Source organism: Rubripirellula obstinata (genome assembly GCF_001642955.1).
Classification (GTDB): Bacteria; Planctomycetota; Planctomycetia; order Pirellulales; family Pirellulaceae; genus Rubripirellula; species Rubripirellula obstinata.
The window spans coordinates 14,248-30,258 of sequence record NZ_LWSK01000019.1 but is presented as its reverse complement, the minus strand read 5'-3'; the positions used below and the strand labels follow the sequence as shown (position 1 = coordinate 30,258).

Genomic DNA, 16,011 nt, shown 5'->3' with positions numbered 1-16,011 from the left:
CGCTACGGCCTACACACTACGGGTCCAATTGCTTGCCAAAGTTCGCACGAAACGCGGCGAAGTCGGCCAAGCCAATGGTTCCATCTCCATCTGCATCAAACGCCGAGTTGAAATTGTTGCCTGACTCGTTCGCACCAAACGATTGACGCAATCCAGCAAAGTCCGTCAGGCCAACGCTGCGATCGCCACTGCTGTCACCAAATAGCCGGAAGAAGTCGTCGACATGTGCGTTGCTACCGTTTCCATCCAAATTCTTTCCACCAAGATCCTGAACCTTGGTTCCGATGATTTTCAACTGGTAATCCCCATCGACTAACGATCCAGTTTCATCAACCAACGATCCGGTAAAAAACAAGGATGCCCGCGTCTTGTGGTTCACGGTCGTCGAAGAGTGAATGACCGAGACCGGCACGCCTAGCGAATTGGTCAGCTCGAATGCATCACTTGCAATCATCACCTCGGTGTCAAAGTCGATCGTGATGGACCGAACGATGCTGTTGCCGCCGTCGGTAGCTAAGCTTTGCACTTGCGGTGCATCGCCCACGACGAAGACTTCGTCGATTGCTGGCTCGCTGATCCCAAGTTGATTCAATGCCATGTCGGAAATGTCATGCGAGGGTGCAAGATCAAGTCCGACAACCCCCTTATAGGTTGAGAGTCCTCCACCGGAGACTGTCAGCAGATAGACCGTTTCACCCGTTCCAGCGACGGCACTGGCATCAGCAACGACTGCGGACGAACCGCCAAAAAGCTTGAAGTCAGCAGCCTGCAACTCCACGATGGGCTCGTCGAAGGTCGCTCGAAAAACAAGCCTGTTGGATTGAGTATTTTGCTGCAGCGGTGACTCGCGAGTGATTCCCAACAGTTTCGGAGGCTGCAAATCGAGCTCCGTTGAATCGTTGGGCTCCCCGAGATTGCCGCGACCGTCTATTGGCGTCACGCGAACCTGATAAGCCCCCGGCGCAAGCCCCGACGTATCCCATAGGTACTCGCCAGCCCACGTGTTGCGGCCGGTGGAAACGTCGTAACCGCTTTGCGAACCAGAGCTACTGTTTTCAAAAACATCGTCAATCAAGTTCCAAACATCGTTACCGCTCCGGGACCACTCCAGCCGAACGCGATTGTCTTCTTGCGTCGTCCATTGGTCCATCAACCCCGTTTTCCAGTCGTCACTAAATGACCAGCCAATCGAAGTGGTGTCAGGAGCAACATTGATCGAAGCGGAAGCTGTCTGTAACTCGGGAGCCAGCAAATCACCGAAATCTCGCAGCACTCGGACCTGATCGATCGGGATGTTGCTGCCCGTAATTCGGAAGTCGGAACCATCGTTTTGGCGATTACCAAAGTAGGCATCGTCAAGGTAGAACCGCGCCGTTCGCCACTGGCCCGTGTTCTCCATTGACACCGATTCAGCCGACCGATACGCTGCATCCACCGAGTCGTATTGAATGTTCAGGTTTCCGTTGCCAACGTCTTGGTAAACCACTTCCACGATCGCGTTGAGTCCGGCTGCGACTTGATGAGCAAAGTCGTCATCGAGCTGCATGTACAGATACAGCGATGATGGATCGCCGGTCAGTATCCTGCTATCGCGCTCGCCGCTATTCGTCGACAAGCTCTGACCGTCACCACCGCTAGCTTGATGCCGCAAACCGTCGCTAATGTTGGTGGCCCCAAGATCCGCTTGGACCGAGAGCACGCTTTCCTTTGATAGACGCAAGCGACGAACGAGAAGGTTTCCGCTACTCTTGACGAGTCGAAAATCGCTCGCAGCATTTTGACGATTGCCAAAGTAGGCATCTGACAGCTCGAACCGATGCGTCCGCCACTGACCACTGTCGGTCAACAACGCGGATGCCGTTTGCACATACGCTCCATCGACCGAATCGTACTGAAGAGCGAACGATCCAACCGACGAGTCAAGATACTCGACTTCGACCGTTAGATCGCGACCATCTGATTCTTGGTACACAAACGCGTCGTCGACCTGAAAATACAGATTGGGATCGAGTGAAAAGTTGGCGTCAAAGGTAGTGCCATTGTGATTGACTTCGATGGTCTCGATTTGGCCGTCAGCAAACTCGACGGCTGACAGTCGTTGGCTTTCGTTGACACTCCATCGGACTTCACCGCCGGTGTTGGATCGGTTTTCCAATTCCGCTTCGGTCGGCTGGGTGTCTGTGATTGAGATTTTGCCTTGCAACGCCTTTTTGCCCTGGCCGGTAAGGGCAAGCCACCAATCGTTGGGCCGAGGACCGTTGGTGACGAAGCGATACGAGTTGCCCTCATCATCAGTTTCAGGGATCGGTGGATCGTCGCTGGCAGGCATAATGTGAGTTGCTTCGTCGTATTCATCGAACATGCCAACGAAGATCCAAGACGAATCGGTCTCTTGGACCGCGTCGTGCATCAATTGCCAATAATGGCTTCCGTCTTCGCGATCGCGAAACGCCGAATCGGCATCTTCTTTCAGTTGGGTCCACGAAAAACCTGGCGACACGTGCGGTATGTGTTCGGTAATCCCATCCAACGCATCATCGGCAGGTGTGAAGGACGATCCGCCGCTGAAGTAGCCCATCCAGGGAATGTAGGCGTCATTGAGGCCCGCGTCGGCAACGTGATTGGCGGATTCACTGTGACGCCCCGCACCAATCAAATAGACTCCGCGTGACCGAAAGAAATCCGTAAGATCGGTTTGCTGCGCGGTCGTGTAGGAGTTGTTGCCACTAATGTACAAACCAAAGATCGCCACGACCGGCTTGCCGTCTTGTCGCAGGTAGCGTGTATCGGACAGCAGATCAAAGCCGTTCGAGTTGGTTAAAAAATCCCAGTCGTCCTTCACTTGTTGGATCCGGGTTTCTCGTTGCTCCGCGGTGACATCGCTCATCTGAATGTCATACTCGACCGCCCAGGTACGACCTTCGAGATGAGCCGAGCTGCGGGCGTTCACCAGCGCCCATTGCTTTTCGCCGGAATAGCTTCCATCAGGATTCGGCGACATGAAGGATTCCGAAAACCGTTGCAGCAACACACCGTCGATGTCGTGTTGCCGCATCCACTGAAAGTGACGCCGAACCACATCTTGGTTGTTCGATGAAATTAGATACGCCGGTTCGCCGCTGGCCGTCGTCGCCCCGGGAACAGCGAACAACTCAGTCGCGTCGTAGTCATTTGGGTCGGGCCAAGCATCGACGCTCCAATCGCCGGGTTCACCCCAGTGACGATATCCGCCGCCTTGCGCATCGTTGGGAGTGTCGAACCAACCCTGATAACCCGCCAGCACTTTTCCTGAAATTGTGGTCGCGTCGACATCATCGCGACTAGGTCCGACGTAGGCAGATTCCCAAGGAATGTTGTTCACCCATTCTAAACCGCTCGCCGGGAAAGGCTGATCTGAAATCTCGACACTCGAAATCGGCGCACCGTCCGCAGCCACTCGAAAGTCACGACCATTCGTGCCGTCGGCAAATTCAACATCGTTTAGAATATGAAACGAACTAACAAACTGCTGGGAATCGACGCGACTGGACCGAGAATTGAATTCGGTCTGATCAAAATTTCCGATGACGCTGTCATACTGCAACCGCAAAATCCCGGAGCCTTCGTCGAAATAGTTCACCTTAGCAAACAACGAATCGCCGACCTGAAAGTCAGGAAAATCGGACGCAAGATCCACGTCGTAATACAGATACACTGGGCCCACGAAGACGCTCTGACCGCTGCGTTGCTCTTGCGTCCACGTTCCATCACCGATACCAGACGACGGCGTCAGCAACGTCACCGATGCCAACATCCGTCGATCTTCCAAACGCTCGCAGCTCAATCGAGTGCGAAGTTCGGAGCGTGAGCGTTTGCCCTTACCAGACCGTTTTTTCTTGGAACCAGATTTGGGCTGCCAAACAAAACGATTCGCCTGAGCGTCTTTCATACGGATGCCGAGTTGATGGAGAACGGAAAACGATGCTCCTTCAAAATGCGAGCTCCGCGTTGATGGCGAATAGCATCGCAACAGAAAAGGTTATGGCATCATTTCCAGCCACCCCCGGTTTGTATCATTGACACACCCAGCGGTGCTGTCCTGGGATGCTGTTAGCGCACAAAAAAACGCAGCTTGCTGGTTTTGCAAACTGCGTTGTTTGTTGAGGTCATCTATCTCGGACAAAGCCGAGAATTTGCTGAACTACATTTGGACGTCAGCTTCGGTGCCTGCGTCGGCTTTGGCCAATGCTTCGACTGCGGCCTTGTACTTGGCGTGAGCCAAGCGGACGCGGGCGTCGATGCTGCAGCAGGTTGTTTCGCCAGCGATCATGAACTGTTGCTTTTCGCCCGATGTCTTTGCCATCGATGCGGCTTGCATGGGGCACGAGCAAGATTCAGTGCCGACCAGGTAAGTCATGTCAACGCTGTCCATTGCCTTCTTGGCCACGGCGGCTCGCTTGCCGGCCGTTACACTGCAACTGGTGGACATGCCAGCGACGGTCATGGTGCCGCTTGCTTCGCACTTGTGAGTCGATGCAAAGGTGCTGACAAATGTTTCGGTCGATTCAGCAAGCGCAACCATCGCGTCTTCTTTGGAATCGTAAGTCTCTTCATCGACGACGAATTGAATCGGTGCGTCGTGCTTGGTCGCAAGGGTTTCCGCGGATGCACTGCAGCAAGTCGATTCGGTCCCGATCAGGTAAGTCATCTTCGGCAGCTTTGCCATGGCCGATTCGATGGGACAGACACCGCCCGAACAACTGCTCATGGAACAGGATTCTGCCGAGCAAGACTTGCCCGTTTCGGTCGATACAGCTTCCTCAACGCCTGTGTCAGCAAAAGTCGGCGATACGAATAGTGCCAATGCAAGCAAAGAAGTGATTTGTCGAGTCATGTTGGTCTCTTGGGTCAGTAGTAGACGGGTAGTCGGACGAATGCGGACAACATGCCGATTCGGTCGTTGGATTATACGCGAAAAGTCAATTGCCAAAGCGACACTGACCCCGCCAACAAAAATAATGCACTGCTACCCGCCCCAGGGCGTATCGACCTGGAAACCAAAGTACATCCCAACATCCGTTTTATCGCTCAGCGATTCGCGGGTCGAAATTCCGCCTTGAATGCCCAATTCAATGCCAACTCGTGTTCTTTGGTCCAGTCGTAAGTCGCCGGTTTCCAGCACTTCGCGAGACGGACGTCCCAACGGAAATTCATAGCGGATGCCTGACGAGAGCGTCGTCACGGGTGCGCTTCCGTTTTCAGTTCCGTTGTTCAGTGCCGTTGCAATTCCCAGCCCCACCGTTCCACCGACTCGCCAACCCAGATTAGAAAGCTGGGATGGGGTGCCCAGCAGTTCACCGAATCGTTCGCTGATCAGCGGCATTGGAAAGTGCAATTCGATCACGTCGAGCGAAGCTAAAATTGCACCGTCAGCGAAAAGATCGAACTCGCTATCGTTGCCACTTTTCAGATCCATGAAGACGCGAGCCTTGGGCTGAAAAAACCGCACCTCGGGCATCGGCATGAACCCGTGATTGACGATTTCGCCTGTCAACCGACGACCGCCAGATGATTGCATTTGAGCATGAAAGTTGATTTGGTCGGCGGGAACTTCGTAGCGAACCACTTGAATCATCTCGGCTTCGCGTTGACGCCACATCGGACTCAAGAATCCTCGCCACCGCTCACCTGAACTGCGATCGCTCGGATCCTCTTTTTCAATGCTCATCAGCTTGCCTTGAACCCCAAGCGAGGCAAAGTCGGCATGCGATTGCGTATCATCAAGCGGCACTTCGTATCGAACGACTCGGTTGCTATGCGTCTGGTTGATCGAATAGCTCGGTATCAGCGTGACAGCAGACGGAGCCTGCGGATCAACGTTGGCGATCGCTTGAGTGATGGGCAGCGGGTCCGTTTCAGAATCACTGTCATCCGTACTGGCAGACCACGACGGCGTGTCCGCGACCTGCAACCAGGATGGCAAATCCTCTTCACCGGCGGGCAGCAATTGTCCACCGCTAGTCTCGGGCAAACGAAACGGCGTTGCAGCGGGCTCTTCGCTCGTCGCTGATGAAACCACCAGCATGAGAACAGCGACAAATTGAATACGAACAAACGTCATACCCGTTCGCATAGTCCAAAGAGCAGCCGAAACGCAAGGGGAATCCGAGTTTCACGGAGAGTCCCCGGAGAGTCCGCGGTGCCAATCAGTTGTAGGCCGTAGCGAGTGGAGCGAGTTACGGCATTTTGCATCCCTGCCGTAACTCGCTCCACTCGCTACGGCCTACGGATCGGTGGTTGTTAAAAACTAATTACTCGAAAGATCCAACTGGCTTCCGGAACTTGAAGGCGTGGATGATTGCGGTGAAAAGCTTTGGGCTCGTGAATAACCAGAGGTTGCATCGGTGCCGCTGCTGAGCCGTTCCAATCGCTGAGTCATGTCCGTTCGGTTTTCTTCCAACAACGCTTCGCAAGCCGCTTCGATTTCCAATAATTTCGCATGCATCATTTCGCATTGATTCTGCTGTTCCCGGCAACGTTCGCGTCGTGACGGATCGGGCCAGGCCCTTGAATCGGGTTTGTCGGCCAGTGCTGGACGAAGGCTTTCGGTGATTTGCGATAGCTTCTTAATCGGCCGTTGCTTGGTGGACAAAATGCTCATCAAGTCCGTCATTCGACCTGACTTGATGGCTGCAACTTGATCTTTGCTAAGGTCAAGCAGTTCAACCAGCGTCGCGTGACGTTCGCTGATCAGATCGGCAAGAGTAGTAGAGTCCATTGAATGGTTATCCTGTTATTTCCTAAGCCCCGCGAGCGGCGGCGCGGCCGTTCATCCAGGTCAGATATTGTTGCCACCCGTTTCGATCAAAGCGGGTAATTTCTTGAAAGCGGCCGTTCCAGCTTTCAGGGATTCGATCCAACACGACGCTCGCTTGACGAACCAATAAGTCAGCTTCTTCGCTTCGCCCCAATTGCCGAACACAATTTGCACGATGCAAGATCGCTTCCAATGCAATGGGTTGATTCATGTACCGCAGTTCGACCGTTCGGTACGCTTGCGCGGCTTCCTCCAACCGATCCATTTCGCGAAGCATTTCAGCTTCGGACATGAAACAGTTTCGCAGCATCGCTTTTTCCTTGGGCGACAATCGCACTTCGTCTTCACGGGCAAGCAGATGGCGTTTCAGGTTTGAAAATCCGTCCATCGCGATTTGCAATTCCTGGTCAACCTGAGTGCGAAGCGAACGACGGGCGGCCTCTAAAATTCCTGGCGATTCAGATTCCGCTTCTGGCAATTGGGCCGCCAGCACATGTGACCTGGCGGACATGTAGGCCGCTGCTTCGGCACGCGATTCGGGCCAGTAACGAGCGACTGCTTGATCCAAGAATCGAATCGCTTGTTCCAACACCGCTTGGTTTTCCAGAAACAGCTTGCTGCGGTCTTCCGCCGGCATCTCTTTGGCTTCCAGTTGCTTTTGAAGCGCTAATTCGTAATGCAATTCGCCAATCGTAAACAGCGAATTCTTCCAGGCGGGACTAGCCGGGGTGAGTTCGCCGTCCTGCAGGTTCTCCATCAAATACTCGATCGCTTCGTCCGGTTTCTTGTCTTCGATCTTGGCCATCGCGACCATCAACCGTGCGTCATAGCGGAGCGGGTCACGCGGATATTCGACAATGCAACTGACGAGCGCTTTCATCGCTTCCTCTTCTTTGCCCTCGGCCAACAGAGCTCGTCCATAGGCAACCAGCCCGCGAGGCAACCTGCCGCGACGTTCGTATCGCAAGTACTCTTTTAGCAATGCGATGCTGCGGCGGAAGTGTCGGCCTTTTTGATAAGCTTCGATCGCGGCCCACTGCGCCGGCAAGAAATCCTCGGTGTTGAAGTTCGCTTTGGCGGCCGCGGCGAACGCGTCGCCTGAAGCACGAAAACGTGAACGCGCTAGCACCGACGATCCACGAGAAACTTCGCCATTGATGTCCGTGCCATCCTTCAGGGTCGATTCCGCCCATTGCTGATACGAAATTCCTTCTTGAGTCAACGCATCGAAAATCTCGAAGACGGGTGGAAGACTACGAGCGGTATCGATGGCATTTTCATATTCCTCGGCAACGCGAAGCGCCGCGATGGCTTCAAGCATGCGACGTTGAAACTCTTCGAAGCTAACCAGTTCGGCATCAAAGCCACTCTGATCACCGAGTTCACGAATCATGTAGCGAGCTGTTTGCAAGACTTCGCGACCGCGACCTCGCTTGGCCAACCATTCGATTTCTTCCAAGCCAGAAATGATCGCTTCGGCACTGAAAGGACGCTGTTGACGAACCGTGGTCAATTGAATCAGGGCTTCGTCGTCTTGACCGGCAACCTGCAACGCTCGCGCCTGCCAAAGACGGGCGCGCGATGAAGTTCGTGGCGATGCCTCGCGTCCTAGTTCGCCAAGGATGCTGATGGCCCGCTGCAGTTCAGGGTCAACGTCGGGCTTTTCTGAATCTTCGTTTCCAACATCCGGGGAATTGGAATAGGTTGGACCAAAATCCGAAACCGCGGATCGCGGCTGACGCGCAATGACCTGTTTGACGATGCGAATCGCCGCCAGCAGATCCACTTGATGCCGAAATCCAATCTCCGCTCCCTCTAACATCGCGTTGCTTAATCGCGGTCGAGAACGAATTTGATCGACGAATTGGTCCACGTCTTTGTATCGCTGCAGTTCAGTCAACGCGCGAATGCGGATCAATTCTCCGAGCCATCGATCGGTGTCCTGCAGGCCGGGAATGGCCAAGTAACGATCGATTGTTTTCAGAGCTTCGCCCGCCATGGGAGAGAGCAAACGCAGTTGGGCATCCGCGGTTTTGGGCAGCAGACGCCGCTGGAGTGTCGGATCTCGCCGCGTGGCATCGGTCAGTGGACCGATCGCGTCGTCATGGCGGCCGAGTTCATAGAGCACTTCGCCAAGCATCTGGTGACCGCGAGTCACTTGGCCGTCGGGGAAACCACCGATAGCGGATTTCTGCAGCGGTTCGGCTGCATCAAGAAACAAGCCACGTCTGGCACGCGGTTCGTTTTCATCTTCAGCCTGTGCGAAAAGGCCCGCGCCCACCAAGAAGTCTCGCAACCGAATCCACGATTCCTTTTCAGCCTGCTTTGCAAGTTCTTTTGCAGCTTCCGTTTTTGGGGCGTTTTCATCAGAATCCAAATCGGCCGATTCGTCTGAGTCGGCCGCGTTCTCTTCGGGCGGATTATCTTCTTCTGGGGTGACCGGATCATCAGGATTGTCTGGAACCATTTCGGGGTCCAAATCAAACGTCACTGTTTCGGCAAGGTCACCAGCAACGATCGGGTTTCCGGCAATAAATTCCTGAGATGCGATTCGTAGGATCTCTTGCGGATCGCTGATGCTACTTTGCCACCAACGCGAAAACATCGCACCGAACCCGGCCACCGCAATGATCGCGGTCAACGCCAAAGCGATATTGGTAAACCGATCCCGCTGGGATGCCGGGATGTCGTTGGATTGTTGGTCGTCTGGTTCAGCCACGTTGGTTTGCCCTTCAATGCGTACAACGGGTCAGTACCAGAGGCTGGCAAACCAGGCAAGATCAGAGTGCAGTCGAGATCAGTTTCACGCAAAAGTAGGCCGTAAAGTAGGCCGTAGCGAGTGAAACGAGTTACGGCAGCGGCTTACCCGAGGCCTATCTGATCATCTCACCCACAAAGGTCGCGGGAACGCGGCGAACACGCCGAACGATTACACTGGCTTGATCGACCGCCGCACAGAGACCAATGTCCGATGTCATTCCCAGCCGAATCAGGTTGCGTGCTCCTAGCGACTCTCTTAAACGATCTTCCAGAGGCATTCGTTTTGGATTGTTGTTCCAAAACGCTTGGGCAATACGAGAACTATCGCACGCCTGTGCCGAAGGCTGCTTTGACATCAACTTTTCGACAACCGCGCCCGCCAATAAAACATCTTCACCGCTGATTGAGCCGTTGGTCCCAGCACAAACTAGGTGAACGGTATTGGCGTGGGCAACTTCCATCGCGGTTGCGGACAAATTCAAAAAGCTGACCGCTAACATCTGCCTTGCCGACTCGTTTCGCACAATCGCTTGCGTGCCATTGGTGGTGGTCAAAACAAGATTTCGATCGCCAACCGTTGATCGAACATAGTCCGATGGCGAATTGCCAAAATCAAATCCATCGATTGGTTTGCAGTGACGTTCGCCGCACAACAGCGGTCTCGTTTGCGCGTTCTGGGCGATCGCAAACGCTTCGCTGATTTCAGCGACCGTTGTGATTTGATTTGCACCTGACGCCATTGCGGTCGTCATCACCGTCGTCGCGCGAAGCACATCAATGACGATCGCAACATCGACGGACAACGACGGCAGCGGATCATGAGGCGACAGAGACGTCGTGATTTGCATTCGATTCTGAACTACGGAGTGAAGTAGCGAAGCCAGTTGCGAAACGTTTGTCCGGGCACATAGGCTTTCGGCTGTCCGAGCAATCCTTGTCCGACTTGGACTGGGTAACGTTCTTGACCAAAGCTTAGCAAGGAACCAACCGGCGCAGGATTCAATGCCGCCGATGGACCTGTGGCAGGTGCGGCGGGCATGATGGCCGGCGCTGGGATTTGTGCCAGCGGAGCTTGGAAATTCTGCGGAGCTTGAAAGTTCTGCGGAGCCTGGAATCCTTGCGGCACCGGAGCCTGATAGCCGACCGGCGCACAACCGCCACATGGCGATGAGAATGCGGCCGAGTAACCGCTTGGGCCTGTCACGTTTGCACAATTGTTAATGTTCGCAATTGAACCGCCACCCAGTCTTGAATCACCCAGCGAGGGTGCGTTCATCGGCGCGTAGTCAGACCGAGGCGGCAATGGGACAGCGCTGGAGGTTCCGGGGAAGGGCAGGGTGGCAGGTTGTTGCGGTAGCGGTTGTTGCGGCACGGGTTGTTGCGGAACGGGGCCAGCCGAAAGAGGGCCTGGCGGCATCGGCGTGACCGTTGTTCCGCTGGGTGGATTGAAGTTCGGCGCAGGTGTTGTCACCGGAGGCCCCACGTTGGCCCCCGGACCACCGGGAACTGGACCACTGGGAACTGGACCACCGGGAAACGCAAACTGCATCGCCGTTTGACGCACCGATCCCGATCCAGAGCCGTATGGTTGGTAACCAGTTTCACGCAGGATCGCGGGCGAGGCTTTTGCCGAATTTCGGTATTGGTCAACCACGCTGGCCGATCCGATCGGACGCATCCGAGCGGCGGGTGAATCGTTTGGCCGGGAGTAGTTTTGCGCAAACGCGGTACTGCTGGTCATGATCGCAACCGATCCAACAATCGCGAACATCCATTTCTCAGGTCGATTCATCACATATCCTTCCTAGGTAAGTACCGCCTCTTGTGACAGGCGTAATCGTTGGACGTCTACCAATGCAAGATTGATGCCGAAGTTGATTTTGGTTCAGGCACGTTCATCGGCGAGTTCAAAAGTAGGCCGTAGCGAGTGAAGCGAGTGACCGCAAAGTGCGATCTTGCCGTGACACAACTGGCTTGTACGAGTTGAACATCTTACAAGATCACGAAAGATCTTCACTCCATGACCAGTTGCCCGGCGGCCGGTCGATTTGTCGATATCCCAGCGATAATGGTGAGCCGCGACGCGTGAGCGGCCGGGTTAGCACGCGTTGCCCGGTAAAGAGGTAGGGCCTGGCCTGATGAAAATGTGTTGTTGTCAACTTGTCACGCCCCTTGAAAGTAGGCCGTAGCGAGCCATAGCGAGTTACGGCAATGTGCGCAACGCCGTAACTCGCTATGGCTCGCTACGGCCTACATGCTGGCGAATAGGGAAATGTGCCGTGGCCACTATGCTTTACAGCGCTGCAATTTGTGTTGTCTGCCATGGTGCCGCTTGCCCAATTTGCTGCGTTGCAATGATTTTCATCAGCCCAGAGTAGGGCCGGCCGCTTACGCGTCGTGGCTCACGAAAGTGGTAGGTCGTCTGGGCGCTGACCGAATCTCCATAGCACCAATGCCATCAACAGAACTTGGGTGAGTAAACACAACCAGGGCGAGATTCCAAATGCGGTTGGGATCGTTCCGGCAAAGATGCAGACCAATGCCACGGTCAGCGCGTAGGGTAATTGTGTTTTGACGTGAGCCAAATGATCACACTCGCTTGCTCGACTTGATAACACCGTCGTGTCAGAAATGGGCGAACAGTGATCGCCAAAGATCGCTCCCGCCAAAACAGCGCCGCAAGTTGACAACGCGATCGCTCCGCCAGCACCACCGACTGGGTCAAGCTTGATGGCAAGGGAAACCGAAAGCGGCGTCAAGATTCCCATCGTGCCCCAACTGGTTCCCGTCGAAAACGCCATCGCTCCGGCAAGCAAAAAGACGACCGTTGGCAACATCTCGGTGGCAATGCGATCAGAAAGCAGAGCCGACAAATAACCGCCGGTGTCCAAACGATCGGGCTCGGTCATCGACGACAACGCCCATGCAAACCACAAGATCAACATCGCGGGCATCATCTGGGCTGCGCCTTTGGCGCTGGCCAAACCGAGACGCTTTACCGACATCTTGGCAATCAGAAAGTGCAACAAAATCGCCGTGGCTAATCCCACAACGCCACCGGCAATCAACGCCAGATAGGAATCTCCGTTGCCCAGCACATCACTGAACCATTGCAACCGAGACACCTCGCTTGTGGCTGACAACTCCTGCGACGTCGCGGTTGAGTTGATCGCCTGAAGACCTGTTTGAACGAGGACCACCGCCACCGCAATCAAACAAAACGCGACCGGCAAGACAGCGGCGATCCATAATCGACGCTGGGGATAATCGTTCGTGTCTTCTTCCGCAACCGGATTCGAACCGACACTGTTCAATTCGGATTCCCGATGGCCTCGACTCGCTTTCTGTTCAGCGATTCGCATGGGGCCAAAGTCGCGTCCGCTGATGGCAATCATAAACACCGTTGCCAACGCGACCCACGGATAAAAACGGTACGGGATCGATTGCAGAAACATCTCGAACGCGGCCGACGATTCGGTGATCCCGGCGGCGCGAAGTCCGTCGGCCATGTAGCTGATCTCGATCGCCGCCCAGGTGCTGACGACGGACAAACCCGCGATCGGTGCCGCTGTTGAATCGACTAGGTAGGCCAGTTTCTCGCGTGAGATTCCGTAGCGATCTGCACTGGAACGCATCGTGCCGCCGACCAGTAACGTGTTGGCGTAATCGTCAAAGAAGATCGCCAAGCCGGATGCCGCGATCAATGTCTGGCCGCCTTGGCGTGATCGGATTCGTCGCGAGAAAATTCGAATCAGCGAATGCATCGATCGGCCGCTTTCCAGGACGCCGACCATGGCTCCCAACAGCAAGCTGAACGCTAAGGCTTGCAAGTGAGACGATGAAAACACCGCTTCGTAAATCTCATCGTAAAAAACCGTCAGCGAACCATGCCAAGCAAGATCGATTTTCCAAGCGATCAAAACCGCGCCGACAAAGACGCCCGCAGCAAGCGGCAGCACGACTCGGCGAAAGAGAATTGCCAAGACGATCGCGACCAGCGGCGGCAGCAAACTTTCAGCTCCGCTAGTCATGATGAATCGTTCTAAGAGACTGTTTTAAAGCGTAGCTGATCCCGCCAGGGTTCAGTCCACGATCGGATGAAGCTCGACTGAACCCCGGCGGGATCAGCGACGGACAGGTTGCCAGCAACCTCCTAGGTCGTTTCAAGACAGTTTCTAACCCGTAGGTCTACTTTGACCCCAGAACCGGTGGCACCAAGAAATACTGGCCATCGGTGGAGGGAGAATTTCGCAGTGCCGCATCGCGGGGCAGACTGGCGACTGGTGCGTCGGGACGCCAACAATTGTCGACTTCCAACGCCATCGTCATCGGCTCGACGCCATCGGTATCGAGTTCCGATAGCGTTTGTACGAATCCGAAAATGCTTTCCAATTGAGGACGGATCGAAGTGACCTCGTCGTCGGACAGTTCAAGCCTAGCCAAGAGGGCCAGTTTTCGGACATCGTCATCAGAAAGTGACATAAGAGCTTTCGAGAGCTACTGGATGACGACTACTTTGATGCGCCACTGACGTCGAACGGCTTCGTTTTGACCGTTTTGCGAACCACGCCGCTGCGGATGCATTGAACGCAGACCCGCATCGATTTGTTGGTGCCGTTAGGCAACGTGACGTGAATCTTTTGCAGGTTGGGAACAAATTTGCGTCGAGTGATACCGGTGATTTTGGTACCAACGCCGCCCAAATACTTCGCCTTACCGCGTGTTTCGATGCGGTTGCCCATTTGGACTTTTTTGGCGCAAATCTCGCATTGGCGTGCCATGGAGCTGATCCGAATTAGATGATGTGTGTTGAATTGAGTTTTTTCTGGCTCCGCACTATAGCGACCAAGGGCGATCTCGTGAAGCACGAAAAACAGCATGAAGAACACAGTGCCCATTTACGGAGGTCAGGGCCCCCTAAACGGCCATTTGTTTGTAGGCCGTAGCGAGAGAAGCGAGTTACGGCGGTTTCGCAGCACCCCCATAGAACACCGCGAGGCATTGTTTTTCGTTTAACCGCGTTGGGCATCGCCCCGCGCGTCGTGCGGCCCCGAACGCGCGGGGCGATGCCTGGGCTGATGAAAATGCGGTGGGTGATGTTTTTCGCGAACCAGTCAAACATTGCAAATTGCAAAATGAACATTGCAAATTGAAAATTCTTGGGAAGCGGTATTTGCTGGTCAATTTACATTTTTCAGTGTTCATTTTGCAATTTGCAATCAACACCGAGGCCGGTCAGCCACACCCCCCCAGAGCCGTCCAACTTTCCTCCGCGCTAACGTTTTCGTCAGCCCAGCCATCGCCCCGCGCGTTTCATCCCGCGTGGACGCGCGGGGCGATGCCCACGCGGTTAAACTGGGAACCGGACCTACGTCCTATTTAATAGTCGTACCAGATGCCCAGGCCGAGGTAGGTTTCTCGGCGATCGAAGAATTGAAATTGGCTGGTGGGACCGTCACCGAACTGAACGCCGAAACGCAAACGTCGCTCCGATTCGGGACTCCAAAACGACCAACCGGCTTGCACGGTCGTTGAGACGTCATAGTCGACGGCTTCGCGGAAGTTCAGGTTGATCGCCGCAAACGGGGCTCCCTTCATCGCCACTTTGGCAATCGGCGCGTACTCGGCTCCGGTTTGAAATTGATACCGCTTCGCTCCGCCCGCAATGATGAATGCGTTAGCGAATTCCGCGTACAACCGAGTCGCGTTGGTGGGCCGGAAACTGCCACCGACGATCAACGATTCTGTCACGTAATTGATTCGCTGGAACGTTGGGTTGCGTTCGATGTATTCGTCGCCCACATGAGAGCTGACGTGAAAGTAACCCAGCTTCATCGCCCAAGGTCCGTCGGCAGCCGTGATCTCGGTACCGAAACGATAGTCCATCGATTCGACGTCTTGCGAATGGTCCATGTCCAACCGCGTCAGCACCGCGCCTTGCAAATCCCATTGCACGCCGCGTGGGTTCGATGCACCGCCAGTTCCATAGCGCAGCAATCCAAAGCGACCACCCAACACCGCGTCCCAGAACCGGCCGTCATTGTCATCCTGAAACACCGTCAACGACATTCGCGAGTCGTGCGGATCGGCCAAGTAGGAATGCCACAGCAAGCCGTCGGGCAACAGATGCCAATCCCAAGCTTCGTTGCGGCAGGCTGCGTTGCGGCAATGTTGTTGAGTAGGTACGTCATGGCCGTGAATAACTTGGCTGCCAATAACTTGGCTGCCAATAACTTGGCTGCCAACGATCGGCTCGCAAGATTCACAAGCCGAATCGAAATCGATGATGGGACTTTCCAGCATCATCGAATCGCTGACCAAATCCCGCTGAACAAAACTGTTTTGCAACTGCTCGTGAAACTCAGCGAAAGAATCCGCACCGGTGACACACAGCAAGACAACCGCGACGCACAGTCTCCGCAATCCGCACCAATTAACGAACCGCCGCTGGGTCC

Annotated in this window: 11 protein-coding genes; all 11 read right to left on the bottom strand. The window is 54.8% G+C overall.

Annotated features, from left to right (window positions below):
- Positions 1-16: 16 nt before the first annotated feature.
- The 11 genes from RC85_RS07825 to RC85_RS07770 all read right to left on the bottom strand — a co-directional run bounded on the left by RC85_RS07825 (position 17) and on the right by RC85_RS07770 (position 15,979).
- Entirely contained in the window at positions 17-3,928 is a 3,912-nt protein-coding gene (locus RC85_RS07825; RefSeq protein WP_068260796.1) for a hypothetical protein, read from the bottom strand.
- Positions 3,929-4,180: 252 nt separating this feature from the next.
- On the bottom strand, positions 4,181-4,873 hold the full coding sequence (locus RC85_RS07820; RefSeq protein WP_068260793.1) for a hypothetical protein: 693 nt from the start codon (positions 4,871-4,873) through the stop codon (positions 4,181-4,183).
- A 132-nt stretch (positions 4,874-5,005) separates the two neighbouring features.
- Positions 5,006-6,100, bottom strand: a complete 1,095-nt coding sequence (locus tag RC85_RS07815; RefSeq protein WP_068260790.1) for a hypothetical protein — start codon at positions 6,098-6,100, stop codon at positions 5,006-5,008.
- Positions 6,101-6,286: 186 nt separating this feature from the next.
- Positions 6,287-6,757 carry a flagellar export chaperone FlgN gene (flgN, locus tag RC85_RS07810; RefSeq protein WP_068260788.1) on the bottom strand — a complete coding sequence of 157 codons (471 nt, stop codon included), beginning with the start codon at positions 6,755-6,757 and terminating at the stop codon, positions 6,287-6,289.
- A 22-nt stretch (positions 6,758-6,779) separates the two neighbouring features.
- Positions 6,780-9,515, bottom strand: coding sequence for a tetratricopeptide repeat protein (locus tag RC85_RS07805; protein ID WP_068260786.1), 2,736 nt, complete (start codon positions 9,513-9,515; stop codon positions 6,780-6,782).
- A 154-nt stretch (positions 9,516-9,669) separates the two neighbouring features.
- On the bottom strand, positions 9,670-10,404 hold the full coding sequence (locus RC85_RS07800) for a 2-phosphosulfolactate phosphatase (RefSeq protein WP_068260784.1): 735 nt from the start codon (positions 10,402-10,404) through the stop codon (positions 9,670-9,672).
- An 11-nt stretch (positions 10,405-10,415) separates the two neighbouring features.
- A complete protein-coding gene (locus RC85_RS27435) occupies positions 10,416-11,348 on the bottom strand; it encodes a hypothetical protein (protein WP_160148131.1) in 933 nt (310 codons plus the stop codon).
- Positions 11,349-11,958: 610 nt separating this feature from the next.
- Positions 11,959-13,587, bottom strand: coding sequence for a Na+/H+ antiporter NhaC family protein (locus RC85_RS07790; RefSeq protein WP_068260781.1), 1,629 nt, complete (start codon positions 13,585-13,587; stop codon positions 11,959-11,961).
- 157 nt (positions 13,588-13,744) lie between these two features.
- Complete coding sequence (gene gatC / locus RC85_RS07785) at positions 13,745-14,038, bottom strand: Asp-tRNA(Asn)/Glu-tRNA(Gln) amidotransferase subunit GatC (protein ID WP_068260780.1); 294 nt, start codon at positions 14,036-14,038, stop codon at positions 13,745-13,747.
- 29 nt (positions 14,039-14,067) lie between these two features.
- Positions 14,068-14,337 carry a 50S ribosomal protein L28 gene (gene rpmB, locus RC85_RS07780; RefSeq protein ID WP_068260863.1) on the bottom strand — a complete coding sequence of 90 codons (270 nt, stop codon included), beginning with the start codon at positions 14,335-14,337 and terminating at the stop codon, positions 14,068-14,070.
- 598 nt (positions 14,338-14,935) lie between these two features.
- The gene (locus RC85_RS07770) at positions 14,936-15,979 is read right to left on the bottom strand and encodes a DUF1207 domain-containing protein (protein WP_068260778.1); all 1,044 of its coding nucleotides are present in this window, start codon (positions 15,977-15,979) and stop codon (positions 14,936-14,938) included.
- Positions 15,980-16,011 lie beyond the last annotated feature (32 nt).